Here is a 26,196-nt window from a genome sequence, read left to right as displayed (position 1 = left end):
CGCGCTTAGGACGCTCCCCGCGCCGCCTTATTCCATCGACGAAATTTTTCGTATGCTGATGGAATAGATGACGCCGACCGGCGTCTTACGTGGCATCTCCATGCTTTCGGCAACCGGCCCGGCCATGCCCTCAAACGCTCCCGACGACGACGCGTTACGCGAACTCATCCCCCGGCTGCGACGTTTCGCGCTCTGGTTGGCGCGCGACGTCCACGCCGCCGACGATCTCGTGCAGGCGACGCTCGAGCGCGCGCTGTCGCGCTGGACGAGCCGCCGCGAGGATGCATCGCTGCGCAGCTGGTTGTTCACGATCCTTTACCGGCAGTTTCTCGACGGCAAGCGCAGCGCGAAGCGTTACGCCTGGCTGCTTGGCCGCATCCGCGACGACGACGAGTCGCACTGGCCCTCCGCCGAACGCGAGGTGGCCGCGCGCGCGACGCTCGAAGCGTTCGGGCGGCTGTCCGACGAGCAACGCAGTCTGTTGCTGCTCGTCGCGGTCGAAGGCTGCACTTACCAGGAAGTCGCCGATCTGCTCGATGTGCCGATCGGCACAGTGATGTCGCGGCTTTCACGCGCACGCCAGGCGCTGCGTCAACTGAGCGACGGCGAACCTGCCACCCCTTCTTTGCGGTTGATGAAGAAATGAACATCCGTCCCGACGAACATGATCTCCAGGCTTATGTCGACGGGCAGCTCGACGACGAAGCGCGCGCTGCCGTGGAACGTCATCTCGCGTTGCATCCGGCACAGGCTGAGCGGGTCCGGCAATGGCGCCAGGATGCACAGCGACTGCGCGCGGCGCTCGAAGGCGTGCGCATGCCAGGCGACAATCCGGCGCTCGATCCGCGTGCGATCCGCGCGCGCCGCTCGGCGCGCTCGCGCATGCGGTTTGCGATGGCCGCCTCTTTCGTGTTCTGCATCGGACTGGGCACGTTCGGCGGATGGCAGGCGCGGGGCTGGAGCGCGTCACCGGGCGTGCCACCGATGAGCGATGCGGTCGAGGCGTACCGGATGATGGTCGTGGATGGGACGGCGAAAGTGGACTTCAGGCCATCGAGCGCGGGCGAATTGCAGACGTGGCTCACCACGCGCGTCGGAAAGTCGGCAGTGTTGCCCGATCTGAGCGCGGCGGGATTCCGACCGGTTGGCGGACGCCTGTTCGCGACCGGGCACGGCGCCGCCGCAATGGTGCTGTATCAGGACGATGCGGGACGCACGCTGAGCTTCTACCTGAGACCGCCGGAGTCGGCGCAGCATCTGATGGCGGCCGGCGAACGCATGGACGGACAGTTGCTCGCGCGCTACGGGTCGGTCAACGGAATGAATTACGCAGTGGTCGGTCCGGCGGACAGTCTCGCGCAAAAGGCCGTGGTCCGGGCGCTGAATCAGCAGACGTGAGCCGTTCGGGCCGGGCCCCCCGTCGTCCGCCGCCGAGACGCCAAACGCCGCGATGCCCTCTGCTATAGTGGCAACTCATTGTGAACCCCCTGCGCCATACGCGCACCCCATCGCTTGGAATCCTTGCCCTTATGGGCGCAGCTTTGCGCCGTCGCTCTCCTGATCATCTGCTCGGGATTCTTTTCCATTTCGGAAACGAGCATGATGGCGCTCAACCGTCATCGCCTGAAGCATCTCGTGCGCATGAACGTGCACGGTGCCCGGTCGACGCAAGGGCTCCTGTCGCGCACCGAGGATCTGCTCTCGACGATCCTCGTCGGCAATAACGTCATCAATACCGTCGTTCCGGTGCTCACCACGTCGATCGCGGTGCGCTACTTTGGCAACGACGCGCTCACGCTGTCGATCGCGACCGCCGTGATCGCGCTGCTCATCATCATCTTTGCGGAAATCGGTCCGAAGATCGTCGGCGCGACCTATCCCGAGCGCATCGCGCTCTCGGTCAGCATGCCGCTCAAGCCGATCGTCACGGTCGCCACGCCCCTGGTATGGGTGCTCAACGGATTCGTGCGCGGCCTGCTGCGCGTGCTGCGCATCGACACGCGCCGCGCGGCCGGCGACGTGCGCCTCACCACCGAAGAGCTGCGCACGATCGTGCTCGAGGCCGGCAACTACATGCCGACCAAGCCGCGCAGCGTGCTGCTCAACCTGCTCGATCTTGAGAACATCACCGTCGACGACGTGATGGTGCCGCGCGCGCGCATCGAGGCGCTCGACATCTCCGCGCCGCTTGACACCATTCTCAGCCAACTCGAGACGTGCTACCACAACAAGCTGCCGGTGTACGACGGCGACATCGATCGCGTGATCGGTATCCTGCCGGTGCGCCGCACGCTCTCGGCATTGCGTCATCCCGACGACCTCTCGGCGGACACGTTGCGCGCCCTGCTCGTCGATCCGTATTTCATCCCGAGCGACACCCCGGCCCTGCGTCAATTGCAATACTTCCAGGAGAACCACCGGCGTGTCGGCCTGGTCGTCAATGAATACGGGGAAGTCGAAGGCCTTGTCACGACGGAAGACATCATCGAGGAGCTCATCGGCGAGTTCACGACCAGCGTGCCGGGGGCCGGCGGCAGCCGTTCCGGTTGGACGACACAGGGCGAGTGCCTGGTGGGTGGCGGCGTGGGACTGCGCGACCTGAACCGGCGCCTGGGGCTGCATTTGCCGACCGATGGCCCGAAGACGCTCAACGGCCTGATCCTCGAAATGCTGCGCGAAATTCCCGAGGCGGCCGTCAGCCTGGAGATCGGCGACGTGCGCATGGAGATCGTGCAGATCGACAACCAGGCGATCAAGACGGTGCGCCTGTTCAGGCCCACGGCACGCACGCCGTCTCGCGACTAGACGCGCATCGGCAGGTCGATCACTGCGCGTGACGACGCTCATTTTTCGGGCAATTCCGATTGAGCCAGCCCGAGGTTTTGACGAGACTGGAGCCTCACGAAGCTCTCGTCATTCCTTGCCATGTCCTTGCATCCTTCCGATGCTGCCGCGGGGGCGCCCCCGTCCGGTCGCACGATCGCCCCTTCGCCGGCAGCGCTTGACATCGAGGTCTACGCGTCCGGTAACGCCACGTCGCCACTGCGCCTGCTCGAACAGGTGCTGAGCGACGCGATTCGCGCCGGCGCTTCCGACATCCACTTCGAGCCGATGGCCGACCGCTTTCGCGTTCGGCTGCGCGTCGACGGGCAACTGCAGGAGCATCACGACGTGCCCTTGCCGTGGCGCGACATGCTCGTCTCGCGAATCAAGGTACTGGCCAACCTGGACATCGCGCAGAAACGCCTGCCCCAGGACGGCCGCATGGTGTGGCGCGACGCGGGAGACCCGGTCGAATGCCGGGTGAGTGCCCTGCCCACGTTGTACGGCGAAAAACTCGTGGTGCGGCTGCTCGACGGCGCCAAGGTCCCGTTGTCGCTGGAGGGGCTCGGCTACACGCCGAAGCAGTATCTGGCGCTCACACGAGCGATCGCGCGACCGCATGGCATGATTTTGCTCACCGGTCCGACCGGCAGCGGCAAGACTGTCTCGCTGTACAGCTGCCTGCGCCGCCTGAACGACACGTCGCGCAATATCGTCACGATCGAGGATCCGGTGGAAATCCGGTTGCCGGGTCTCACGCAGGTCAATCTCAACGAACGGGCCGGGCTCGACTTCGCCACGGCCCTTCGCGCGTTTCTCCGGCAGGACCCGGATGTGCTGGTCGTCGGCGAAATCCGTGACGCGCAAACGGCGGAAATTGCCGTGCAGGCCGCCCAAACCGGACATCTGGTTTTCGCCACCGTTCACGCCAACGATGCGCCAGGCACACTGGCGCGCCTGTTCGACCTCGGTGTCGCACCGTTCAATCTCTCATCGACACTGCTCCTCATCAGCGCACAGCGGCTGCTGCGTCGCCGCTGCCCTGCCGGGTGCGAGCCGAATCGCGCTCGTGAGACGGCGGCACGCGCGGGCCACGCGTGCATGCGATGCCACGGCACCGGCTTCGCGGGACGCATCGGCGCCTTCCAGGTCATGCCAATCAGCGCGACACAGGCGACCAACATCGCGCAGGCGCGAAGTCCGCACGAACTGGCGGCCCAGGCCGAAAGCGAGGGTGTGATGAGCTTGCGCGAGGCAGGGCTTTGGCACGCGGCCTCGGGCACCGTCAGCAGGGAGGATGTCGATGCCATCACGCCGGCCTGACACCATCGAACCAGAGACGGACGCGGCGATGCGCACCCCGGCATTGGCATCCCCGGCGCTCACCCGAGCCGCGGACCGCCGACGGTTCAGGCAAACGCCGTGCCTGCATGGTTCGCCGCTGGCCTTGCGCGAATGGCGAGGTCACGCCTCATGACCCGCGCCACAACGAAACGCCGCTGGCACTGGGAGGGGCGCGATGCCGACGGCCAGCGCAGACGAGGCGAAGTGATCGCCAATGGCGAAGCCGCTGCACGACTCGCGTTGCGAAGCCAACGCCTGAGCGTCACGCACCTGCGCCCCGGGCGGCGCCATATCGCGTCGGGGCGTGTCGCGGCAAGCGATGCCACGGACTTCGTTCGACGCCTCGCCACGCTACTCGGGGCCGGGGTGCCGCTCACGTCCGCGCTCGACGTCCTCGCGCGCGGCGCGCACACGCGCGGACTCAGACAACTGGCATCGGATGTGGCGCTGGATGTCGGACTGGGGCACCCGTTGGCACAGGCGCTGGCGCGAACGAGTCGCCGCTTCAGCCGCGTCGACTGCCAATTGATCGCCGCCGGGGAACTCGGTGGGCAACTGGGCCCGACGTTGGCGCGACTGAGCGCTCAGTACGACCACACACGTGCCGTGCGCGAGAAGCTGCAACGCGCCCTGGCCTACCCCTTGACCGTGCTCGCCGTGGCGATCGTCGTTGTGGTCGCGCTGCTGCAATGGGTCATTCCGGAGTTCGAACGCCTCTTTGCCAGCGCCGCCGGCGGCGGCGTGCCGCTCCCGCCGCTCACCCGATGGTTGATCGACGTTTCACGCGCGTCACTCGTGAACGGGCCGTGGCTGCTGGCCGGTGCGGGCGGATGCGGCCTCGTGATGGCGGGCGCGATGCGGCGGAGCGCACGCATGCGCACAGCCATGGACCGCGTGTTGCTGACGCTGCCGGGCGCGGGTCGAATCGTGCGCCTGTTATGTGCGGCTCGTTGGGCGAGAACGCTCGGCACGCTGCTCGACGCCGGCGTTGCGCTGCCTGATGCGATGGACGCCGCCGCAGGCGCCTGCGGCAATCTCGTCATGCAGCGCGCGGCGCATGACGTGCACCGTAGCGTCGTGCGCGGCGGGCGCCTTGCCACGTCGCTCGAAGCCAGTGCGCACTGGCCTCTGATCCTGGCCCAACTGTCGGTAATCGGGGAGGAATCGGGTACACTCGGGCGCATGCTCAACCAGGCCGCCGGCCTGCTCGACGAAGAAGCCTCGCATGCACTGGTTCGTGCGTGCGCGACGCTGGAACCCATGATGATTACGTTTCTCGGCCTGCTGATCGGCGGCATGGTCCTCGCCATGTACCTGCCGATGTTCCAACTCGGATACGGTGTTGCATGAACAGCATGAATGGCTTCGCGGAACCGCTTCTCGTCGATTGGCTCGCGCAACTGGAACCCCATTGGCGCCTGGCCTTGTTTGCACTGGCGGGCATGGTGGCCGGGCTCGGCCTCGATGTCGTCATTCGCCGTGTGCCGGCAGCGGTCGAGCGGGCATGGCGCGAAGAAATGCAGGCCGCCGACTTCGTGCCGACGCCATTCACCACGGCCTCGGCAGCCGCGACACCTTCATCCCCCTGCACGTCCGGCGCACACGGCCTTCAGCGTGCGGCAGCGACGCATCAGAGCGAGCATCCCTGCGCCGCATTGACGCCCGGCGCCTACCTTTGCGAGCCCGGCCTTGCGGGATCCGCGACGGCGCCGCACCGTCGATGGCAGTTGTCGGCGCTCGCCGGCATGCTCAGCGCGGCGATCGGCTGGCGCTTCGGCCCGACCTGGCAGAGCCTTGGCGCGCTCGCGCTGGTCTGGACGCTCATCGCGCTCGCCTACATCGACTACGACACGCAACTCCTCCCCGACATTCTCACGCTGCCGCTGCTCTGGGCGGGCCTGCTCTGCAATCTCGGCCATTGGTTCGCGGCGCTGCCTTCGGCCGTCATCGGCGCGGCCGCGGGATACCTGAGCCTCTGGGCCCTGTACTGGGTGTACTGGTGGCTGCGGCGCCGCGAAGGCATGGGTTTCGGCGACTTCAAACTTTATGCCGCCCTGGGCGCCTGGTTCGGATGGAGCGCACTGCTGCAGATCATCACGCTCGCCTGCCTGCTTGCGGTCGGCGTAGCGGGGGCGGCGTGGCTCGCCGGACGACTGCGCAGCGACCAGATGTTCCCGTTCGGCGCTTTTCTCGCCGCAGCGGGCATGATCACGCTGTTCGGCGGCAACGGACTGATGATCTGGATTGGAGGAACCCCATGACTTACGCCATCGGCCTGACCGGCGGCATCGGCAGCGGCAAGACGACCGTCGCCAATCTGTTCGCCACGCATGGCATCGCCATCATCGATACCGACGCCATCGCGCACAGCATCACGGCGCCCGGCGGCGCGGCGATGCCGGCGATCCGGCGCGAATTCGGCGACGCGTTCGTGGCCCCCGACGGCTCGCTCGACCGGGCCCGGATGCGCGAAGCGGTATTCACCGACGACGCCGCAAAAGCCCGTTTGGAGGCGATTACCCATCCCTTGATCCGGACCGAGTGTGAACGGGCCGCCGCCGAGGCCGACGGGCCATATCTGATATTCGTCGTGCCGCTGCTGGTGGAGTCCGGCACATGGCGGGCCCGCGTGCAGCGCGTGCTCGTGGTCGACTGCACGGAAGAAACGCAAATCGCGCGCGTGATGTCGCGCAATCGTTTTTCGCGCGAGCAGGTCCAGGCGATCATGGCGCGTCAGGCGACGCGCGCACAGCGTCTGGCAGAAGCGGACGACGTGATCGACAACGACGCCCAGCACGCGCCTCTCGAGCCGCAGGTCGATCGGTTGCACGCGGCCTATCTGAGGCTCGCGACGCAGGAAAAGGGCGGCGAATCGGCCTAGTGCACCGCATTTCCTGCGTAACGCACGAGCTTCGGCCTCGATTGAGCGCCCACTCGCGTTGCACCTCGACAGATTCCCGCATTAGAATGTCGCCATTACGCTGAACAGCGCCAACTTTTGGGCCACCGCGCTTGATCCTGTACGAATATCCGCTCAACGAACGCATTCGCACGCTGCTTCGGCTCGAAGAGCTGTTCGGGCGCTTTGCCTTCTTCGTGGGACAGGATCAGCCGCTCGATCACCATGCGGCGCTGACCACGATGTTCGAGATCGCCGACATTGCCGGGCGCACCGACCTGAAGAATGAACTGGTCAAGGAGCTCGACCGGCAGCGTCAGACCCTGCAAACGTATCGCGGCAATCCCGATATCGCTTCCGACGCGCTCGAACAGTTCATCGGCGAAGTCGAGCTGGCGATCGCGAATCTCAACCAGATTCCCGGCAAGCCCGGCCAGCACCTGAACGACAATGAGTGGCTCGCGAGCATTCGCAGCCGCTCGGTCATTCCGGGCGGCACCTGCCGCTTCGATCTCCCGTCCTACTACGCATGGCGTCACAATGACACCGAGCAGCGCCGTAGCGACATCGACAAATGGATCGGGCCGCTCCTGCCGCTGCGCGACGCCATCGGCATCGTGCTCGGCCTCGCCCGCGAATCTGGCCACGCGAGCAAGGCGATGGCGCAGCAGGGCAGCTATCAGCAGATGCTGACCGGCCGCGTGTACCAGCTCATGCAGGTACGGGTCGCCGCGGATCTGCGCGTCATCCCCGAGGCGAGCGCCAACAAGTACATGCTGTGGGTGCGCTTCACGACGCAGGACGGCGATCTGAAGCCGCGTCCTGTCGACAACGACGTGCCGTTCCTGCTCACGCTCTGCAATCTGTAAGGCCATGACGACCGTCGTGAACTGTCCGACCTGCGGCAAGAAGGTGGTTTGGGGGCCGCAAGCCAAGTTCCGTCCGTTTTGCTCCGAACGTTGCAAGCAGATCGACATGGGCGCCTGGGCCGCCGAAAAGTATACGATCCCCGCCGAATCGCCGGACGACCCCTCGAGGGACGCACCGCTCGATCCGACAGACCGCTGACCGGCGTCGCTACGCCGGCATCGTCGCGCGTCTCGGCGATCGCTTCAAATCCACGCAATCACGCGCCACGGCGTCCAATCTCGTTCAATCCGCCCAGCGCTGCCAGCACCATGCCGGCGTTCGCGCGGCCTGCGCCGGCTACGATCGTGCCGCCAACTCTTCGGCAAGCCACGTCAAGGGCGGAAGTGCCGCAGGCAACAACGGTTCGACGCTTACCGGTGGCCGCTCCCACGCCAGCGCCTGGCCTTCCTTGCCATGCGGCTCGCCCTGCCATGCCGTAACCTTGCAGAAATGCAGCCGCACATAAGCGTGCGGGTAGTCGTGTTCAAGCACGCGCCACGGCGCGCAGCGCTCGACGGTTACCCCCAGTTCCTCGTGCAGCTCGCGCGCAAGCGCCGCCGCGACCGACTCGCCGGCCTCGAGCTTGCCGCCCGGAAACTCCCAGTAACCGGCGTAAGGCTTGCCTGCTGGGCGCTGCCCGAGCAACACCGTACCGTCCGGGCGCACCATCACGCCGACGGCCACTTCCGTGATGGGACGCCCATCGGGCGCCACTTGTTTCGAATCTGTCATATCACTGCACAATACCTGCGGAATTTCCGTTGCGGGCGAGCGAAGGCCTCTGGACCACGTCAGACGCCGCCCGCGCCGGATCGTTACGGCGCCGTCGACGCAGCACCGCGCTGCCTGCCGGCCCAGTCGCGCGCGAACTGAAACGCGACGCGGCCCGAGCGCGATCCGCGCTCCAGCGCCCAGATCAGCGCTTCGTGGCGCGCGCTCTCCGTCTGGCTCTCGGGCACACCGAAATGCTGCAGCCAGTGAGAGACGATCGTCAGGTAGTCGTCCTGCTTGAACGGATAGAAGCTCACCCACAACCCGAAGCGCTCGGACAGCGAGATCTTCTCCTCGATCACTTCGCCCGGATGGATTTCCCCGTCGTCGGTATGGCGGTAGCTCTCGTTGTCCTTCATGTACTCGGGCAACAGGTGACGGCGGTTCGACGTCGCGTAGATCAGCACGTTGTCGGACTGCGCGGCCACCGAGCCGTCGAGTGCGACCTTCAATGCCTTGTAGCCCGACTCACCGTCTTCGAACGACAGATCGTCGCAGAACACCACGAAACGCTCCGGTCGCTGCGAGATGAGGTCGACGATGTCGCCCAGATCGGTCAGATCGTCCTTGTCCACCTCGATGAGGCGCAACCCTTGCGAGGCGTACTGATTCAGACAGGCCTTGATCAGCGACGACTTGCCCGTGCCGCGCGCGCCGGTGAGCAGTACGTTGTTGGCCGGTTCGCCTTGCACGAACTGGCGCGTATTCTGTTCGATAAGTGCCTTCTGACGCTCGATGTTCTGCAGATCCCCCAGCGTGATGGCGGAGACGTGTGCCACCGGCTGCAGAAACCCGCGGCCTTGCTTCTTGCGCCAGCGAAACGCAACGGCCGAATCCCAATCGATCTCGGGCGTCGCCGGGGGCAGCATGGCCTCCAGTCGGGCGAGCACGCCTTCGGCGCGCGTAAGGAACTGCTCAAGCTTGTCCATGATTCGAAATCCCCACGCCACTCACGGGCGTCTATGTGGATGCTTCGTCGTGTTGTCGTTTCCCTTCGCTGTGCGCCACGGTGCTCGTGCCACCTGCCGGCGTGGGCCGATGAGAACGGCCGCTTCCACCGACGCACGCGCGACGCCGGTCGGGCGTCGCCGCTCTGCGCCGACGGCCGCGCTTCGGGTGAGAAGCGCCAGGCCGTCGCGTCAGGGCTCAGGAACGGTAGTCGGCGTTGATGCTCACGTAGTCGTGCGAAAGGTCGCACGTCCACAGCGTTGCCGCGGCGTCGCCCCGGCCGAGCACCACGCGCACCGTGATCTCGCTTTGCTTCATCACGCGCTGGCCGTCTTCCTCGCGGTAATCCGCGTTGCGCCCACCGGCGCGGGCGACCAGCACATCGTCCAGATACAGGTCGATCTTGCTGACGTCGAGGTCGTTCACGCCGGCATATCCGATGGCGGCCAGAATGCGGCCCAGGTTCGGATCGGAGGCGAAGAATGCCGTCTTGACCAGCGGCGAGTGCCCGATGGCATAGGCGATCTGGCGGCATTCCGCCACGTCGCGGCCGCCTTCGACCGTCACGGTGATGAACTTCGTGGCGCCCTCGCCGTCGCGCACGATCAACTGCGCCAACTCCTGCGAGATCGACAGCAGGGCGTCGCGGAAGGCGGCGAATGCGGGCGTATCCGTGCTGGCGATTTCCGGCAGATCGGTCTGTCCGGTGGCGGCCACGATGAACGAGTCGTTGGTCGACGTATCGCCATCGATGGTGATGGCATTGAACGAGCGGTCCGCCACGTACTTCACGAGGGCGTCGAGCACCGGCTGCGCCACGCGCGCGTTGGTGCCGACGAAGCCGAGCATGGTCGCCATGTTCGGCTTGATCATGCCGGCGCCCTTGCTGATGCCCGTGAGCACGATGGGCTTGCCGTCGATCACGATCTCGCGCGACGCGGCCTTGGGCAGCGTGTCGGTCGTCATGATCGACTGCGCGGCTTCATACCAGTGCGCCGGCGCCAGGTTGGCAATCGCCTGCGGCAGCCCCGCCACGAGGCGATCGACCGGCAGGGGCTCGAGAATCACGCCGGTCGAAAACGGCAGGATCTGATTCGGCGCCACCGACAGGAGCTTGGCCAGCGCGTCGCACGTGGCGCGGGTGGCGGCCATGCCGGGTTCGCCGGTCCCGGCGTTGGCGTTACCGGTGTTGACCACGAGCGCGCGGATGCCCGCTTGCGCCGCGAGATGCGCCTTGCACACCGTCACCGGTGCGGCGCAGAAGCGGTTCGTGGTGAACACGCCCGACACGGTGCTGCCGGCGGCCAGGCGCATGACCAGCACGTCCTTGCGGTTCGGTTTGCGGATATTGGCTTCGGCCCAACCCAGCTCGACGCCGGGCACGGCGCGCAGTTGGGAGGCTTCGATCGAGGGGAAATTGACGGCCATGTGGGTTCGCCCGCGAGAGGAAAGGGTTGCAGCTCCCGCCCAGGCGATGTCGGCACGACAGCCCGCCGGGGCGGCGGTTGATCGGTGCGGCCGGCGGAAAAACCGGCGCCACAAACGACGCGGCGCCGATCATGAGTCGGCGCCGCGTCGATCGGTTCACATCTTAAGACAGTTTGCCGTGGCAGTGCTTGAATTTCTTGCCGCTGCCGCACGGGCACGGGTCGTTGCGTCCGACCTTCGGCATCAGGTCGCCGCCGCCGATCGCGCTGGCGCCCGTCATGCCCGCGGCCGCCTGCGCGAGCGCCGCGACCACCGGGCGACCGGCGTCCTCGTCGACCTCGCCCTCGCCGCCCACCGTCTCGAGTTCGTCATGCTTGAACTCGATGTTGACCAGACCGCCCGAGCTCTCGTCGAGCGATTCGGTCGCCTGCTCCAGTTCTTCCTGCGACTGGATGCGCACGTTCATGATCACGCGCGTGACTTCCAGCTTGATCGTCTCGAGCAGTTGCGCGAACAGTTCGAAGGCTTCGCGCTTGTATTCCTGCTTCGGATTCTTCTGCGCATAGCCGCGCAGGTGGATGCCCTGGCGCAGGTGATCCAGCGCCGCGAGGTGCTCGCGCCAGTTCGAGTCCACGCTTTGCAGCATCACCGAGCGCTCGAAGCCGGAGAACGACTCGCGACCCACGAGTTCGACCTTGGCGTTGTACGACGCCTCGGCGGCATCCATCACTTCCTTGAGGATGTCCTCGTCGTCGATCTCTTCGGTGCCTTCGATCCGCGACTGCAGCGGCAGATCGAGCTGCCATTCTTCGCGCAACGTCGTCTCCAGCCCCTTCAGGTCCCACTGCTCCTCGACGGTACCCGCCGGCACATAGGTGCGCACGAGATCCTGGAACACGCTTTGACGCATGCCCGCGATGGTTTCCGAGACGTCCTGCGCCTCGAGCAATTCGTTGCGCTGCTGGTAGATCACCTTGCGCTGGTCGTTGGCGACGTCGTCGTACTCGAGCAGTTGCTTGCGCACGTCGAAGTTGCGCGCTTCGACCTTGCGCTGCGCGGATTCGATCGAACGCGTGACGATGCCCGCCTCGATTGCCTCGCCCTCCGGCATCTTCAGACGGTCCATGATCGCGCGCACGCGGTCGCCCGCGAAAATGCGCAGCAGCGGATCTTCCAGCGACAGATAGAAGCGCGACGACCCCGGGTCGCCCTGACGGCCGGAGCGGCCACGCAACTGATTGTCGATGCGACGCGACTCGTGGCGCTCGGTACCGATGATGTGCAGGCCACCGGCGGCCTTCACCTGCTCGTGCAGCCCTTGCCACTCGTCCTGCAATTGCTTGATGCGGGCCTGCTTCTCGGCCTCGGCCAGGCTGTCGTCGACTTCGATGAAGGCCGACTGCTTCTCGACATTGCCGCCCAGCACGATGTCGGTACCGCGGCCGGCCATGTTGGTGGCGATGGTGATCACGCCCGGACGGCCGGCCTGCGCCACGATCTCGGCTTCGCGCGCGTGCTGCTTGGCGTTGAGCACCTGGTGCGGCAGCTTTTCGCGCGTGAGCAGTTGCGAGAGGTATTCCGACGTTTCGATCGATGTCGTGCCCACCAGCACCGGCTGGCCGCGCTCGACGCAATCGCGAATATCCTTGATGACGGCGTCGTACTTTTCCTTGGCCGTCTTGTAGATCTGATCCTGGCGGTCGATCCGCTTGGGCGGACGGTTCGTCGGAATCACCACCGTCTCGAGACGATAGATCTCGTTGAATTCGAAGGCTTCCGTATCCGCCGTCCCGGTCATGCCCGAGAGCTTGGCGTACATGCGGAAGTAGTTCTGGAACGTGATCGACGCGAGCGTCTGGTTCTCGTGCTGGATCGACACGCGCTCCTTGGCCTCGACGGCCTGGTGCAGACCTTCGGACCAGCGGCGGCCGGCCATCAGGCGCCCCGTGAACTCATCGACGATCACGATCTCGTCGTTCTGCACCACGTAATGCTGGTCCTTGTGGAACAGCGTGTGCGCGCGCAGCGCGGCGTACACGTGGTGCATGAGCGTGATGTTCTGCGGCGCGTAAAGACTGTCGCCCTCGGCGATCATGCCCCACTCGGCGAGCAGTTGCTCGGCCTTCTCGTGACCGCGCTCGGTCAGGAACACCTGACGCGCCTTTTCATCGAGTGTGTAATCGCCCGGGACTTCGACGCCGGTGCCGTCCGACTTCTCCTCGCCGATCTGGCGCTCGAGCATCGCCGGCAGGCGGTCCATTTTCACATACAGCTCGGTGTGATCTTCGGCCTGACCCGAGATGATGAGCGGCGTGCGCGCCTCGTCGATCAGGATCGAGTCCACTTCGTCGACGATGGCGTAGTTGAGCGTTCGCTGAACCCGCTGCTCGGTCTCGTAGACCATGTTGTCGCGCAGGTAATCGAAACCGAACTCGTTGTTCGTGCCGTACGTGATGTCGGCCGCGTAGGCGGCCTGCTTCTGGTCGTGCGGCATCTGCGACAGGTTGATGCCCACCGACAGGCCGAGGAAGTTGTACAGACGCGCCATCCACTCGGCGTCGCGCTGTGCCAGGTAATCGTTGACGGTCACCACGTGCACGCCCTTGCCCGACAGCGCGTTCAGATAGGCGGGCAGCGTTGCGACGAGCGTCTTGCCCTCGCCCGTGCGCATTTCGGCGATCTTGCCGTAGTGCAGCACCATGCCACCGATGAGCTGAACGTCGAAGTGGCGCATCTTGAGCACGCGCTTGCCGGCTTCGCGGCACACCGCGAACGCTTCGACGAGCAACGAATCCACGCTCGCCCCCTGGGCGATGCGCTGCTTGAATTCCTCAGTCTTTCCGCGCAGTTGCTCGTCGCTCAGTTGAGCGATCTGCGGCTCGAGGGCGTTAATCGCCGCGACGGTTTTCTGGTACTGCTTGATGAGCCGCTGGTTGCGGCTGCCAAATACTTTTTTAAGAAGACCGGGAATCATCGGATCACTGGTTAGGGCGGCAAATGTCGATCGCGATCCCGCAGTCGATCGATGGAGACGGCTCGCGCCCGCGGCGTGGTGCCCCGTGCGTACCGCCCCCGATCGTCTGCGCGATGCGGGTCACCGGTGTTTGGCACTTCGGCCTCGCTCCGGTTCGATACCTGTACTGAAAAATGGATTCTAGCATGCTGTCGCGGCGCGCCCGGGCGGCGCAGAGCGCCAGCCGGGCGGGGATGGCGGGCCACGGGCGAAGGCGACGCCCGATGGCGAGGTAAAATATGCGGCAACCTCTGTCTCATCATATGAAACGACCCAAAGCGCCACGCATCGCCCGTCCGCTGACCGACCTGCTTTCCGCCTCCGACGGTGCCGGATCGCTGCTGGTCGCCGCCGAGCAGCTCGGCCGGCTCGAGCGGGACGTACATGCCCTGCTTCCTGCGCCGCTCACGGCCAGCGTGAAGGTAGCCCCGCCGCGCGACGGTGCGCTGGTGTTTCTCGTCGCCAATAACGCGCTCGCGGCCCGGCTGCGTCAGCAGACGCCCTCGCTGATCGAAGGTCTGGCCAAACGCGGATGGCTGATTCGCTCCATCCGGATCCGGGTGAGCATCGCCACCCCCGAACCGCTCAAGCCGCCGAAGGAGGCAAGGCTCTCGCGCCAGGGGCTCGTCAGCTTTCGCGACCTGCGCGACTCGCTCGAACCCTCGCCGTTGCGCGATGCCCTCGCCCGGCTCGTGGCCCGCCATTCGCACGGCGGCACGCGCAAGCCCTGAAACATTTCTCGCGCGTCAAATAAAAAAGCGCCGGATCACCGGCGCTTTCGTTTTGTTACATTCGTGCCGCGGCACGCGACATCTTGCGTGACTTACGCGAAGTGTGTCTGCGGCTCGAACTGGAAACCGCGCGGAGCGTCTTCGGCGCGCTCGAACGTAACGATTTCATAGGCTTCCTGCGCGAGAAGCTCGCGCAGCAGTTGGTTGTTCAGACCATGGCCTGACTTGTACGCGGTGTACGACGCGAGCAAGGGATGCCCAATCACGTACAGATCGCCGATCGCGTCGAGCATCTTGTGTTTCACGAACTCGTCGTCGTAGCGCAGGCCATCGTTATTCAGAATGCGGTACTCGTCGAGCACGATGGCGTTGTCCATGCTGCCACCGCGTGCCAGCCCCAGCTCACGAAGCATCTCGACCTCATGAGCGAAGCCGAACGTGCGGGCACGTGCGATTTCCTTCGCGTAGGACGTGTCGGCGAAATCGACTTCAAGGGCCTGGCCCGTGCGATCCACGGCCGGATGGCGGAAATCAATCGTGAACTTGAGCTTGAACCCGTCGTACGGCTCGAGGCGGGCGAATTTGTCGCCTTCGCGAATCTCGACCGGCTTGGTCACGCGAATGAATTTCTTTGCAGCGGCCTGCTCTTCGATACCCGCCGACTGGATCAGGAAGACGAACGTCGCGGCGCTGCCGTCCATGATCGGAATCTCTTCGGCCGTCACATCGACATACAGATTGTCGATCCCCAGCCCGGCGCACGCCGACATCAGGTGTTCGACGGTCGAAACGCGCGCACCATCCTTCTGCAGCACAGACGCCAGACGCGTGTCGCCGATTGCCATTGCCGACGCCGGAATCTCCACAGGAGGATTCAGATCGGTACGGCAAAAGACAATGCCCGTATCGGGCGGCGCCGGACGCAGCGACAACTCGACCTTGCGACCGGAGTGCAAGCCGATGCCGACTGTCTTGGCGATGGATTTGAGTGTGCGCTGCTTGAGCATGCTATTTATTAAAACTATCGGACGCTAATGACCATAGATCCAATTATACCAGATCGGCGCCTTCATCGCTGTGCCACAAACACAACGATTCGTTACTGAACATTCCGGATTCTGCCCCATTCATTCGTCCGCACCCATACCGCCATACGAAATAGGTCGTTTCGATTTCAGACGCCGGCCACGTGGCCGCGTCACTTCAATTTTCGGGGCACCCCGGCCGCTGCGACGGAGGCATGCCGCAGCGGTCGGGGGGACAGATCCGCGAGACCGGGTCCGGGATCACGGACGCTTACCCGTAACGTCCGTCATCTGTGGGGCGTTGACATCTCTTGCGACTCTGGCTGTCGCAACTACGAGACATCGCGTGCCATCACAACCTTGCCGTATCGTCGTTCGAATTCGTACCGCGGCGCGCCTTCCCCACGCCACACGGCATGGTCGACGGAGCGACGACGAATCCTCACGACGACCTGCGTAGGTCTCGCGATTCCCAAGGTGCGGCGGCGCCAGGCACTGGCACCCGGCCCGCGCGCAACCCTGTCAGTCGGCTTGCTTGCGCAGGAACGCCGGGATGTCGTACGTATCGACACCCTTTTCCTGCAACGCGGCGACGTGCGAGGCCGCAGTCTCGCGCGTGCTGCGCCACACGGCCGGCGTATCGAGCGCGCCGTAGTCCGTACCGGCTGCCTGACCGACGTTCGGCACGTGGCCCGTCGCGATCGGCATGTTGTCGGTACCGGTCTTGAGCAGCGTCATCGGTGCGGCGGCCTTCTTCGCGACGGCACGGCCCAGGCCGGTCGCCACAACGGTCACGCGCAGTGCATCGCCCATCTTGTCGTCGTAGACGGTACCGAAAATCACGGTCGCGTCTTCGGCGGCGTAGCTCTTGATGGTGTTCATCACTTCACGCGTTTCCGACAGACGCAGCGAACGCGATGCCGTGATGTTGACCAGCACGCCACGCGCGCCCGACAGGTCCACGCCCTCGAGCAGCGGGCTCGCCACGGCCTGTTCGGCCGCCAGACGCGCACGATCGACACCGGCAACGGTCGCCGTACCCATCATCGCCTTGCCCTGCTCGCCCATCACCGTCTTCACGTCTTCGAAGTCGACGTTCACGAGACCGTCGACGTTGATGATTTCGGCGATACCTGCCACGGCGTTATGCAGCACGTCGTCGGCGCACTGGAAGCACTTGTCCATCTCGGCGTCGTCGCCCATGACTTCGAAGAGCTTGTCGTTGAGCACGACGATGAGCGAGTCGACGTTGTCTTCCAGCTCCTGCGCGCCCGTCTCGGCCACACGCATGCGCTTGCCGCCTTCGAACTCGAACGGCTTGGAGACCACGCCCACGGTCAGAATGCCCATTTCCTTGGCGATCTGGGCCACGACCGGCGCCGCCCCCGTGCCCGTGCCGCCACCCATGCCCGCGGTGATGAACACCATGTGCGCGCCACGCAGGGCGTCGGCCACACGCTCGCGCGCTTCTTCCGCGGCGGAGCGACCCATTTCCGGCTTGGCGCCCGCGCCCAGACCGGTCTTGCCGAGCTGGATGTTGACGCTCGCCTGCGAGCGGCCGAGCGCCTGGGCGTCGGTGTTCATGGCGATGAATTCCACGCCTTGCACACCACGGTTGATCATGTGCTGAACAGCGTTGCCGCCAGCGCCACCAACACCCACCACCTTGATGATGGTGCCGTTGGTTTCCGTTTCCAACATTTCAAAGTTCATATCGCCTCCAGTGACATAAAAGCGGATCCGGTATTGCGGGTCACGTGTTGCTCGGGTAAGCCGCGCGTGTTTTCAATGCCGAATCCACACCCCTCAAAAAAACACCTTAAAAATTGCTGAAGAACCAGTCGCGCATGCGCGTCCAAACCTGGTTCGCCTGTCCCGACTGCACGGCGACCTTGCGCCCGCGCATGCGTTGGGAGCGTCCTTCGAGCAGCAGGCCCATCGCCGTCGCGTAGCGCGGGCTGCGCACCACGTCGGCCAGCCCGCCGGCATACTCCGGCACGCCAATGCGCACCGGCTTGAGGAAGATGTCCTCACCCAGCTCGACCATGCCCGGCATCATTGCCGCGCCGCCGGTGAGCACGATGCCCGAGGACAGCAACTCTTCGTAACCCGACTCGCGCACCACCTGTTGCACGAGCGAGAACAACTCTTCGACGCGCGGCTCGATCACGGCCGCCAGCGCCTGGCGCGAAAGCGTGCGCGGACCGCGCTCGCCCAGGCCCGGCACCTCGATCATCTCGTCGGGATCGGCCAGCGACTGCTTGGCGATGCCGTGCTGAATCTTGATGTCCTCGGCATCCGGTGTCGGCGTGCGCACGGCCATCGCGATATCGCTCGTGATCTGGTCGCCGGCAATCGGAATGACCGCGGTGTGACGGATGGCGCCTTCACTGAAGATCGCGATGTCGGTCGTGCCGCCGCCGATGTCGATCAGCACCACGCCCAGTTCCTTCTCGTCTTCGGTGAGCACCGAGATGCTCGAGGCGAGCGGCTGGAGGATCAGGTCGTTCACCTCCAGCCCACAGCGACGCACGCACTTCACGATGTTCTGGGCCGCCGAGACCGCGCCGGTCACGATATGCACCTTCACTTCGAGGCGAATGCCGCTCATGCCGATCGGCTCGCGCACGTCTTCCTGACCGTCGATGATGAATTCCTGCGTGAGGATATGCAGCACCTGCTGGTCGGTCGGGATGTTGATCGCCTTGGCCGTCTCGATCACGCGCGCCACATCGGCCTGCGTCACCTCCTTGTCCTTGATCGCCACCATGCCGCTTGAGTTGAAGCTGCGGATGTGGCTGCCGGCAATGCCGGTGAACACATTGGTGATCTTGCAGTCGGCCATCAGCTCCGCTTCTTCGAGCGCACGCTGAATGGACTGCACCGTGGCCTCGATGTTCACCACGACGCCCTTTTTCAGGCCGCGCGATTCACTCTGGCCGAGGCCGATCACTTCATAGCGGCCTTCAGGGCGCAGCTCGGCCACCACCGCCACGACTTTCGACGTGCCGATATCCAGGGCGACCAACAGATCCTTGTAATCTTTGCTCATAGCGTGTGTAAGTCCTGAAGTCTCACTGGCTTCGCTTGGCCGGCGCGGCAGGTTTCGCTGCCGGCTTCTGCGAATCCCGCTTTTGCACCGGCGCCGTGGCTAGCTTCTTGGCCTGTTCCTCGCTCAAGAAACGCATGCCCGCGGCACGTACTGCAAAACCGTTCGGGTAGCGCAGATCGGCATACTCGATCTGGTTTCCCCAGCGCGCCGCGACCTGCGGATACGCCTGTACGAAGCGCCGGCTGCGCGTGGCGAGGGTTTCGGGGGTACGTTCCCGACCCAGCGCCAGTTGCACGCCACCTGCGAGTCGCACGCTCCATGCGTAACGATTCGACAGCGTGACCGCTTCGGGTTTCATGTTCAACGGCGCGAACCACTTCACGAAGTCGTAGTACCGCGCCGTAACGTCTTTCTCGCTGCCCGGCGGTCCGGCGAACTCGGGCAGCTTGCCCTCGTCCTCGGCTTCCGCCAGGTTGGCCGCGAAGAGCTCGCCGTCCACGCTCACCAGCCGTCCGTCGTTCCACGTGGCCAGCGGCTTGTATTCCTCGATCGTCACCGCGAGCTGGTTCGGCCAGACGCGCCGCACGCTCGCATGACGCACCCAGGGCACCGCTTCGAACGCCGCGCGCGTGGCGTCCAGATCGATGGTGAAGAAGTTGCCCTTGAGCCGCGAGACGGCGTTCGCCCGCAACGTCGGCCCGTTGATGTGGGAGACATCCCCATCGATCTGAATCGCCTTGAGCGTGAAGACCGGCCGCTGGATCAACCAGTGGCCGCCCGCCGCGAGCGCCGCCAGCACGACGAGTGCGACGAGCGCACTCGCGATGGCGTTGAGCAGGCGTACGTTGTGCCACATGGCGATTTGCTTTCCGTATCAGGGCGTTGTTCAACGCGTTCAATGTTCGACTCGGTTCACTCTGGCTTCCACTGCGCGTTCGGATGCAGATCGAGCGTCGCGGTTGCCAGGATTTCAACGACCAGGTCTTCATACGACAGGCCCGCCGCACGTGCCGAGATCGGCACCAGCGAGTGACCGGTCATGCCCGGCGACGTATTGATTTCCAGCAGGTACGGCTTGTTGTCGCGCTTGCGCAGCATCACGTCGGCACGCGCCCAGCCCCGGCATCCCAGCACCAGGTAGGCGCGCAACACGAGGCGCTGCACTTCCTCCTGCAACGACACCGACAACGGCGGCGGGCACTCGTAGCGCGTGTCGTCCTTGAAGTACTTGTTCTGATAGTCGTAGTTCGCGTCCGGCGCCACGATGCGGATCACCGGCAGCGCGCGCGCGGCGGCCGCGCCCTTCGTGCCCACGCCCAACACCGGCACGGTCAGCTCGTCGCCATCGATGAACTCCTCGGCGAGCACGTCGGGATCGAGCGCGGCAGCCTTCTCGTAGGCCGCCTTGAGCTGCGACGCTTCCGTGACCTTCGTGAGGCCGATGGTCGAGCCTTCGCGCGACGGCTTGACGATCAGCGGCAGGCCGAGATCGCGCGCCACGGCGTCAAAGTCGCTGTCGGCGTCGAGCATCTTGAAGCGCGGCGTGGGCAGGCCTTCGTTGATCCACACGCGCTTGGTCATTTCCTTGTCCATCGCCAGCGCCGAGGCGAGCACGCCACTGCCGGTGTAGGGAATGCCGAGATGCTCGAGCGCACCCTGCAGCGTGCCGTCCTCGCCGTAGCGCCCATGCAGCGCAATGAACACGCGGTCGAACTTCTGCGCGGCCAGCGCCGCCAGATCGTTCATGCCGGTATCGAAACCGTGGGCGTCCACGCCCTTGCTGCGCAGCGCCTCGAGTACGCCTTTGCCCGAAATCAGCGAGATCTGACGCTCGGCAGAGCGCCCGCCCATCAGGACGCCAACCTTGCCGAAACGTTTCGGATCGAATGCACTCACGTCAGACTCCTTGCTGAACTTGCAACTTGCCGGGCACCGCGCCGATGGAGCCGGCACCCATGGTGATGACAACATCGCCCGCCCGGGCGACTTGCAGAATGGCGTCGGGCAACTGCGCGACGTCTTCCACGAAAACCGGTTCCACCTTGCCCGCCACGCGCACCGCGCGGGAGAGCGAACGGCCGTCGGCCGCCACGATGGGCGCCTCGCCGGCCGAATACACTTCGCCGAGCACCACGGCGTCCGCGTCCGAGAGCACCTTCACGAAGTCCTCGAAGCAATCGCGCGTGCGCGTGTAGCGATGCGGTTGAAACGCCAGCACGATGCGACGCCCGGGGAACGCGCCGCGCGCGGCCGCGAGCGTGGCGGCCATCTCCACCGGGTGATGCCCGTAATCGTCGATGAGCGTGAACGTGCCGCCGCCGCTGGCCTTCGGCAGCGCAATCTCGCCGTAGCGCTGGAAGCGGCGTCCCACGCCGTTGAACTCGGCCAATGCCTGTTGAATCGCGGCATCCGGAACCTCGAGTTCGGTGGCGATCGCAATGGCCGCGAGCGCGTTTCGCACGTTGTGCTCGCCCGGCAGATTGAGGGTGATGTCCAGCGGCGCGGCGCCCGCGCCGAACTGGCGCAACACGGTAAAGCGCATCTGACCGGCGTCGGCGCGCACGTCGATGGCGCGCACCTGGGCGTCGTCCGACAGGCCGTAGCGCACGATCGGCTTCGAGACGAACGGCAGGATCTCGCGCACGTTCGGGTCGTCCACGCACAGCACGGCAATGCCGTAAAACGGCAGGCGCTGCGTGAAGGCCACGAACGACTGCTTCAGACGGGCGAAGTCGTGCCCGTAGGTGTCCATGTGGTCGGCATCGATGTTCGTGATGACTTCGATGACCGGATTCAGGTTGAGGAACGACGCGTCCGACTCGTCGGCCTCGACCACGATGAAGTCGCCCGTGCCGAGCTTGGCGTTGGCCCCGGCGCTGTTCAGACGCCCTCCGATCACGAAGGTCGGATCCAGCCCGCCCTGCGCGAGCACGCTCGCCACGAGGCTCGTGGTAGTGGTCTTGCCGTGCGTGCCGGCGATGGCCACGCCCTGCTTCAGGCGCATGAGTTCCGCGAGCATCAGCGCGCGCGGCACGATGGGAATCTGGCGCGCGCGACCGGCGAGCACTTCCGGGTTGTCGGCCGTGATGGCCGTGGACACGACGATGGCGTCGGCGCCTTCGATATGTTCGGCCGCATGGCCGCGGGCGATGCGCGCACCGAGGCTCGCGAGACGCTGTGTTACCGCGTTGTCGCCGAGATCGGAGCCGCTCACCTGGTAACCCAGGTTGAGCAGTACCTCGGCAATGCCGCTCATGCCCGAGCCGCCAATGCCGACGAAGTGAATGTGTTTGACGATGTGTTTCATTTCAATCCTTGGCCAGAGCCGCGCACACGCGCGCCACTTGTTCGGTGGCGTCCGGCTTGGCGAGCGCCCTGGCTTTCTCTCCCATCGCGAGCAGCGACGCGCGCGTCTGACGGCGCAGCCACTCGGCCAGGGTCTCGACCGACAGCTCGCGCTGGTCGATCAGCGTTGCCGCGCCCTTGTCGGCGAGGAAACGCGCATTCGTTGTCTGGTGGTCGTCGACCGCGTGCGGGAACGGCACGAACAGCGCCGCCACCCCGGCCGCGGCCACTTCGGCCACCGTCATCGCACCTGCGCGGCAAATCACCAGATCCGCCGCCGCGTAAGCCGCGACCATGTCGTCGATGAACGGCACGGCCTCGACCGTCACCCCCGCCGCGGCGTAATTCGCCTGCAGGGTCTGAATATGTTTGACGCCCGCCTGATGCGTGACTTGCGGGCGATCTTCGCGCGGCAGCTTCGCCAGCGCCTTGGGCACGATCTCGTTGAGCACGGTGGCCCCGAGGCTGCCGCCGACCACGAGAATGCGTAGCGGCCCGGTGCGCGCGTTGTAGCGCTCGGCCGGCGACGCCATCTCGTCGAAATCGGCCCGGATCGGATTGCCGACCCATTCGCCGCCGGCGATGGTGTCCGGGAACGCGAGCAGCACCTTGTCGGCCACGCGCGCGAGCACCTTGTTCGCCAGACCGGCCACCGAATTCTGTTCGTGCAGCACCAGCGGACGGCCGAGCAGCGACGCCATCATGCCCGCAGGGAAGGTGATGTAGCCGCCCATGCCCAACACGACGGACGGTTTCACGCGGCGCACGGCACGGAGGCTCTGCCAGAACGCGCGCAGCAGGTTGAGCGGCAGCAGCAGCTTGGTCATCAGGCCCTTGCCGCGCAGCCCGCCGAATTTCACGAATTCCATCGGGATGTCGTATTTCGGCACGAGCGTCGCTTCCATGCCCGACGGATTGCCGAGCCACACCACGCGCCACCCCTGCACGCGCAGGAAGTTGGCGACCGCGAGCCCCGGGAAGACGTGACCGCCCGTGCCGCCGGCCATGACCAGCAGCGTGCGTGTCTTCGTCTGCGGTGCCGGCATCGCGGTAGCGCGCTCGGTCATACTTTGCCTCCCCGCATCAGCACTCGGTTTTCGTAATCCACCCGCAGCAGGATCGCCACGGCCACGCAGTTGAGCAGAATGCCCGAGCCGCCGTAGCTCACCAGCGGCAGCGTAAGCCCCTTGGTCGGCAACAGACCCAGGTTCACGCCCATGTTGATGAAGGTTTGCGCGGCCAGCCAGACACCCACGCCCTTGGCGAGCAGCCCCGCGAACGTGCGCTCGAGCGCCAGCGCCTGACGTCCGATCTCGAAGGCACGGCGCACCAGCCAATAGAACATCAGGATGACGACGACCACGCCGACAAAGCCGAATTCCTCGCCGATCACGGCGAGGATGAAGTCGGTGTGCGCTTCGGGCAGGTAGTGCAACTTCTCGATGCTGCCGCCGAGCCCGACACCGGTCCACTCACCGCGCCCGAACGCGATGAGCGAGTGCGTGAGCTGATAGGCCTTGCCGAGCGCGTAGTCTTCGCGCCATGGGTCGAGGTACGCGAAAATCCGCTCGCGGCGCCACGGCGAGAGCCAGATCAGCATGGCGAACGTGCCCACGGCAGTGAGCGCCAGGCCGCCGAACAGGCGTCCGTTCACGCCGCCGAGAAACAGAATGCCCATGGCGATGGCGGCGACCACCATGAATGCCCCCATGTCCGGCTCGAGCAGCAGCAGCATGCCGACGAACACGACGGCAATGCCCATCGGCAAGAAGCCCTTGCCGAAGCTCTGCATGAACTCCTGCTTGCGCACCGTGTAGTTCGCGGCGTACAGCGTGACGGCGAGCTTCATGATTTCCGACGGCTGCAGGTTGAGCACGCCGAACGGAATCCAGCGCTTCGAGCCGTTCACGCCCTTGCCCACGTGCGGGATCAGCACGATCACCAGCAACACCAGCGCCAGCAGGAACAGCTTGGGCGCGAGCTTGTCGAGCGTCTTGACCGGAATCCGGAGCGTGATCATGGCCGCGATCAGTCCCATCGTCAGCGAGATGATGTGGCGCGCGAGGAAGTGGTACGTCGAGTAGCCGCTGTATTTCGGCGAGTCGGGCAACGCGACCGACGCCGAGTACACCATCACCAGGCCCAGCGACAGCAGCGAGATCACCACCCACACGAGCGCGTGATCGTATTCGAGCATGCGCGAGCGGGTGGGCTTGATGCTGCCGAGCGTACGACTGGCGGCCTGCGTCGCGGCACCGGGCGCGCTCGCCGTGCCGGCCCCCGCGAACCCCGCCTGACGCTTCTTGCTGAAGAACGACTTGATACGGTTCATAGCATCACCCCCGCGTCGGCGGCCAGTTCAACCACGGTATCGCGAAACACCTGTGCGCGATGTTCATAGTTGCGGAACATGTCGAGGCTCGCGCACGCCGGCGAGAGCAGCACGGCGTCACCGGGCTGGGCCAGCTTCGCGGCCTGGCGCGTGGCGTCCTCGAGCGTCGGCGCATCGATGAGTTCGACGCCGGTGTCGGTCAGCGCCTCTCGCAGAATCCCGGCGTCGCGACCGATGAGCAGCACGGCGCGTGCGTGATGCGCCACCGGATTGGCGAGCGGCGAGAAGTCCTGGCCCTTGCCGTCGCCGCCGGCGATCAGCACGAGCGTCTTCTGCAGTCCGGAGATCGCGGCGACCGTGGCGCCCACATTGGTGCCCTTGCTGTCGTCGTAGTACTCGACTTCGTTGATGCTCGCGATCAATTGCACGCGATGCGGCTCGCCCGGATATTCGCGCAGGCCGTGCAACAGCTTGGCCATGGGGAGATCGATCGCGCGAGCGAGTGCGAGCGCCGCCAGCGCGTTGGCGGCATTGTGCTGTCCTCGAATGCGCAGCGCGTCGGCGGGCATCAGGCGCTTGCCGAACACTTCGACGCTCGCCTCGACGGCGCCGGCCTTGCGGCGCTTCGGCGCGGGCGGCGCGTCGTCGCGCGTATACCCTTCGACCAGCCACCACATGCCGCCTTCCATCTCCAGCCCGAAGTCGCCCACGGCGTCGGGCTTGCCCGTGCCGAAGGTCACGACACTGGCCTCGGGCGACGCGAACGCGATCACGCGGGCGTCGTCGCGGTTGAGCACGCGCACGGTCTGCGGCCCGAAGATCCGCGCCTTGGCACTGGCGTAGGCGTCCATGTCGCCGTGCCAGTCCAGGTGGTCCTGCGTAATGTTGAGGATCGCCGCCGCATCGGGCGCGAGGGAGTACACGGTCTCGAGCTGGAAGCTCGAGAGTTCCAGCACCCACACGTCGGGCAGCGTGGCCTCGGCAATGCATTCGCTCAGTCGGTCGAGCGCCGTCGGACTGATGTTGCCCGCCACCGCCGTGCGCTTGCCGGCGCGGCGGCACAGCAGTCCCGTCAGGCTGGTGGTGGTCGTCTTGCCATTGGTGCCCGTGATGGCGAGCACCTTCGGCGCATAGCCGCTCGTGGCCTGCATGTGACGCAGCGCCTGCGCGAAGAACTCGATCTCGCCCCAGACCGGAATGCCGCGCTGCGCGGCTTCGGCCAGCAGCCCGGCCACGTCGGGCGCGAGCGGCGAGAGACCCGGGCTGATGCCGATCAGCTCGATGTCGTCGAGCAACGCATCGATCTGGTCGGCAAACTTGCCGCCCACGAATTCGGCCTGCGGCGCGTCGGCGCGCAGGGTCGCAACGTTCGACGGTGTCTCCGACGACGCATAGCGCGTATCGGCTGCACGCACGCGGCAGCCGTAACGCGCGCACCAACGCGCCATCGCCAGGCCGGACTCTCCCAGACCCAGGATCAGGACACGCGGTTGCCAGGATTCACCAAACTTCTCGCCGAACACGTCGCTCTTTTCCTTATCGATTCAAACAACCTACGAATGCATCGCTTGCCAGA

General features: G+C 65.5%; 23 protein-coding genes. 10 read left to right on the top strand and 13 right to left on the bottom strand.

All coding sequences use genetic code 11. From position 1 onward, the window contains the following. Nucleotides 1–124: 124 nt before the first annotated feature. The 9 genes from W930_RS0123730 (at nucleotide 125) to yacG (ending at nucleotide 8,134) form a co-directional block, all read left to right on the top strand. Entirely contained in the window at nucleotides 125–646 is a 522-nt protein-coding gene (locus W930_RS0123730; protein ID WP_023594080.1) for a sigma-70 family RNA polymerase sigma factor, read from the top strand. Further along, nucleotides 643–1,398 (top strand): anti-sigma factor, encoded by a 756-nt coding sequence (locus W930_RS0123725; RefSeq protein ID WP_023872383.1) that lies wholly within the window; start codon nucleotides 643–645, stop codon nucleotides 1,396–1,398. Before W930_RS0123730 ends, W930_RS0123725 begins: the two co-directional genes overlap by 4 nt. Nucleotides 1,399–1,512: 114 nt before the next feature. Next, entirely contained in the window at nucleotides 1,513–2,805 is a 1,293-nt protein-coding gene (locus W930_RS0123715; protein WP_023872384.1) for an HlyC/CorC family transporter, read from the top strand. A gap of 120 nt (nucleotides 2,806–2,925) precedes the next feature. Beyond that, nucleotides 2,926–4,146 carry a GspE/PulE family protein gene (locus tag W930_RS0123710; protein WP_024788775.1) on the top strand — a complete coding sequence of 407 codons (1,221 nt, stop codon included), beginning with the start codon at nucleotides 2,926–2,928 and terminating at the stop codon, nucleotides 4,144–4,146. Nucleotides 4,147–4,296: 150 nt separating this feature from the next. Further along, nucleotides 4,297–5,517, top strand: a complete 1,221-nt coding sequence (locus W930_RS0123705; RefSeq protein WP_023872387.1) for a type II secretion system F family protein — start codon at nucleotides 4,297–4,299, stop codon at nucleotides 5,515–5,517. Continuing rightward, a complete protein-coding gene (locus W930_RS0123700) occupies nucleotides 5,514–6,428 on the top strand; it encodes an A24 family peptidase (protein WP_023594074.1) in 915 nt (304 codons plus the stop codon). The genes W930_RS0123705 and W930_RS0123700 overlap by 4 nt, the downstream gene beginning before the upstream one ends. After that, nucleotides 6,425–7,048: a dephospho-CoA kinase gene (gene coaE, locus W930_RS0123695; protein ID WP_023594073.1), complete on the top strand. Its 624-nt coding sequence runs from the start codon at nucleotides 6,425–6,427 to the stop codon at nucleotides 7,046–7,048. Before W930_RS0123700 ends, coaE begins: the two co-directional genes overlap by 4 nt. A 131-nt stretch (nucleotides 7,049–7,179) precedes the next feature. Further along, on the top strand, nucleotides 7,180–7,935 hold the full coding sequence (zapD, locus tag W930_RS0123690; RefSeq protein WP_023594072.1) for a cell division protein ZapD: 756 nt from the start codon (nucleotides 7,180–7,182) through the stop codon (nucleotides 7,933–7,935). A gap of 4 nt (nucleotides 7,936–7,939) precedes the next feature. Further along, nucleotides 7,940–8,134: a DNA gyrase inhibitor YacG gene (yacG, locus tag W930_RS0123685; protein WP_023594071.1), complete on the top strand. Its 195-nt coding sequence runs from the start codon at nucleotides 7,940–7,942 to the stop codon at nucleotides 8,132–8,134. Nucleotides 8,135–8,272: 138 nt separating this feature from the next. Here yacG and W930_RS0123680 read toward each other — a convergent pair whose 3' ends face one another. The 4 genes from W930_RS0123680 to secA form a co-directional block, all read right to left on the bottom strand. Then, a complete protein-coding gene (locus tag W930_RS0123680) occupies nucleotides 8,273–8,707 on the bottom strand; it encodes an NUDIX domain-containing protein (protein ID WP_023872389.1) in 435 nt (144 codons plus the stop codon). 83 nt (nucleotides 8,708–8,790) lie between these two features. Continuing rightward, entirely contained in the window at nucleotides 8,791–9,675 is an 885-nt protein-coding gene (locus W930_RS0123675) for an ATP-binding protein (RefSeq protein ID WP_023594069.1), read from the bottom strand. Nucleotides 9,676–9,892: 217 nt separating this feature from the next. Further along, a complete protein-coding gene (gene argJ, locus W930_RS0123670; RefSeq protein WP_023594068.1) occupies nucleotides 9,893–11,122 on the bottom strand; it encodes a bifunctional glutamate N-acetyltransferase/amino-acid acetyltransferase ArgJ in 1,230 nt (409 codons plus the stop codon). Between the two features lie 163 nt (nucleotides 11,123–11,285). After that, the gene (secA, locus tag W930_RS0123665) at nucleotides 11,286–14,096 is read right to left on the bottom strand and encodes a preprotein translocase subunit SecA (protein WP_023594067.1); all 2,811 of its coding nucleotides are present in this window, start codon (nucleotides 14,094–14,096) and stop codon (nucleotides 11,286–11,288) included. A gap of 302 nt (nucleotides 14,097–14,398) precedes the next feature. Between secA and W930_RS0123660 the strand changes: the two genes are divergently transcribed. After that, the gene (locus tag W930_RS0123660) at nucleotides 14,399–14,866 is read left to right on the top strand and encodes a DciA family protein (RefSeq protein WP_023594066.1); all 468 of its coding nucleotides are present in this window, start codon (nucleotides 14,399–14,401) and stop codon (nucleotides 14,864–14,866) included. Between the two features lie 92 nt (nucleotides 14,867–14,958). Here W930_RS0123660 and lpxC read toward each other — a convergent pair whose 3' ends face one another. The 9 genes from lpxC to murD all read right to left on the bottom strand — a co-directional run bounded on the left by lpxC (nucleotide 14,959) and on the right by murD (nucleotide 26,143). After that, nucleotides 14,959–15,873, bottom strand: coding sequence for a UDP-3-O-acyl-N-acetylglucosamine deacetylase (lpxC, locus tag W930_RS0123655; protein ID WP_023594065.1), 915 nt, complete (start codon nucleotides 15,871–15,873; stop codon nucleotides 14,959–14,961). A 540-nt stretch (nucleotides 15,874–16,413) separates the two neighbouring features. Continuing rightward, nucleotides 16,414–17,604 carry a cell division protein FtsZ gene (gene ftsZ, locus W930_RS0123650; protein ID WP_023594064.1) on the bottom strand — a complete coding sequence of 397 codons (1,191 nt, stop codon included), beginning with the start codon at nucleotides 17,602–17,604 and terminating at the stop codon, nucleotides 16,414–16,416. 106 nt (nucleotides 17,605–17,710) lie between these two features. Beyond that, nucleotides 17,711–18,943 (bottom strand): cell division protein FtsA, encoded by a 1,233-nt coding sequence (gene ftsA, locus W930_RS0123645; RefSeq protein WP_010806905.1) that lies wholly within the window; start codon nucleotides 18,941–18,943, stop codon nucleotides 17,711–17,713. Nucleotides 18,944–18,965: 22 nt separating this feature from the next. Next, nucleotides 18,966–19,799: a cell division protein FtsQ/DivIB gene (locus W930_RS0123640; protein WP_023594063.1), complete on the bottom strand. Its 834-nt coding sequence runs from the start codon at nucleotides 19,797–19,799 to the stop codon at nucleotides 18,966–18,968. 56 nt (nucleotides 19,800–19,855) lie between these two features. Beyond that, nucleotides 19,856–20,914, bottom strand: a complete 1,059-nt coding sequence (locus W930_RS0123635) for a D-alanine--D-alanine ligase (protein WP_072619124.1) — start codon at nucleotides 20,912–20,914, stop codon at nucleotides 19,856–19,858. Then, on the bottom strand, nucleotides 20,841–22,250 hold the full coding sequence (gene murC / locus W930_RS0123630) for a UDP-N-acetylmuramate--L-alanine ligase (protein ID WP_023872391.1): 1,410 nt from the start codon (nucleotides 22,248–22,250) through the stop codon (nucleotides 20,841–20,843). Before murC ends, W930_RS0123635 begins: the two co-directional genes overlap by 74 nt. Nucleotide 22,251: 1 nt before the next feature. After that, complete coding sequence (murG, locus tag W930_RS0123625; RefSeq protein ID WP_023872392.1) at nucleotides 22,252–23,355, bottom strand: undecaprenyldiphospho-muramoylpentapeptide beta-N-acetylglucosaminyltransferase; 1,104 nt, start codon at nucleotides 23,353–23,355, stop codon at nucleotides 22,252–22,254. Next, the gene (gene ftsW, locus W930_RS0123620; protein ID WP_023594059.1) at nucleotides 23,352–24,620 is read right to left on the bottom strand and encodes a putative lipid II flippase FtsW; all 1,269 of its coding nucleotides are present in this window, start codon (nucleotides 24,618–24,620) and stop codon (nucleotides 23,352–23,354) included. Before ftsW ends, murG begins: the two co-directional genes overlap by 4 nt. Then, the gene (murD, locus tag W930_RS0123615) at nucleotides 24,617–26,143 is read right to left on the bottom strand and encodes a UDP-N-acetylmuramoyl-L-alanine--D-glutamate ligase (protein WP_023594058.1); all 1,527 of its coding nucleotides are present in this window, start codon (nucleotides 26,141–26,143) and stop codon (nucleotides 24,617–24,619) included. The genes ftsW and murD overlap by 4 nt, the downstream gene beginning before the upstream one ends. Nucleotides 26,144–26,196: the final 53 nt, after the last annotated feature.

Source organism: Pandoraea sp. E26 (assembly GCF_000681415.1).
Classification (GTDB): Bacteria; Pseudomonadota; Gammaproteobacteria; order Burkholderiales; family Burkholderiaceae; genus Pandoraea; species Pandoraea pnomenusa.
This window is presented reverse-complemented; position numbering and strand designations above follow the sequence as displayed.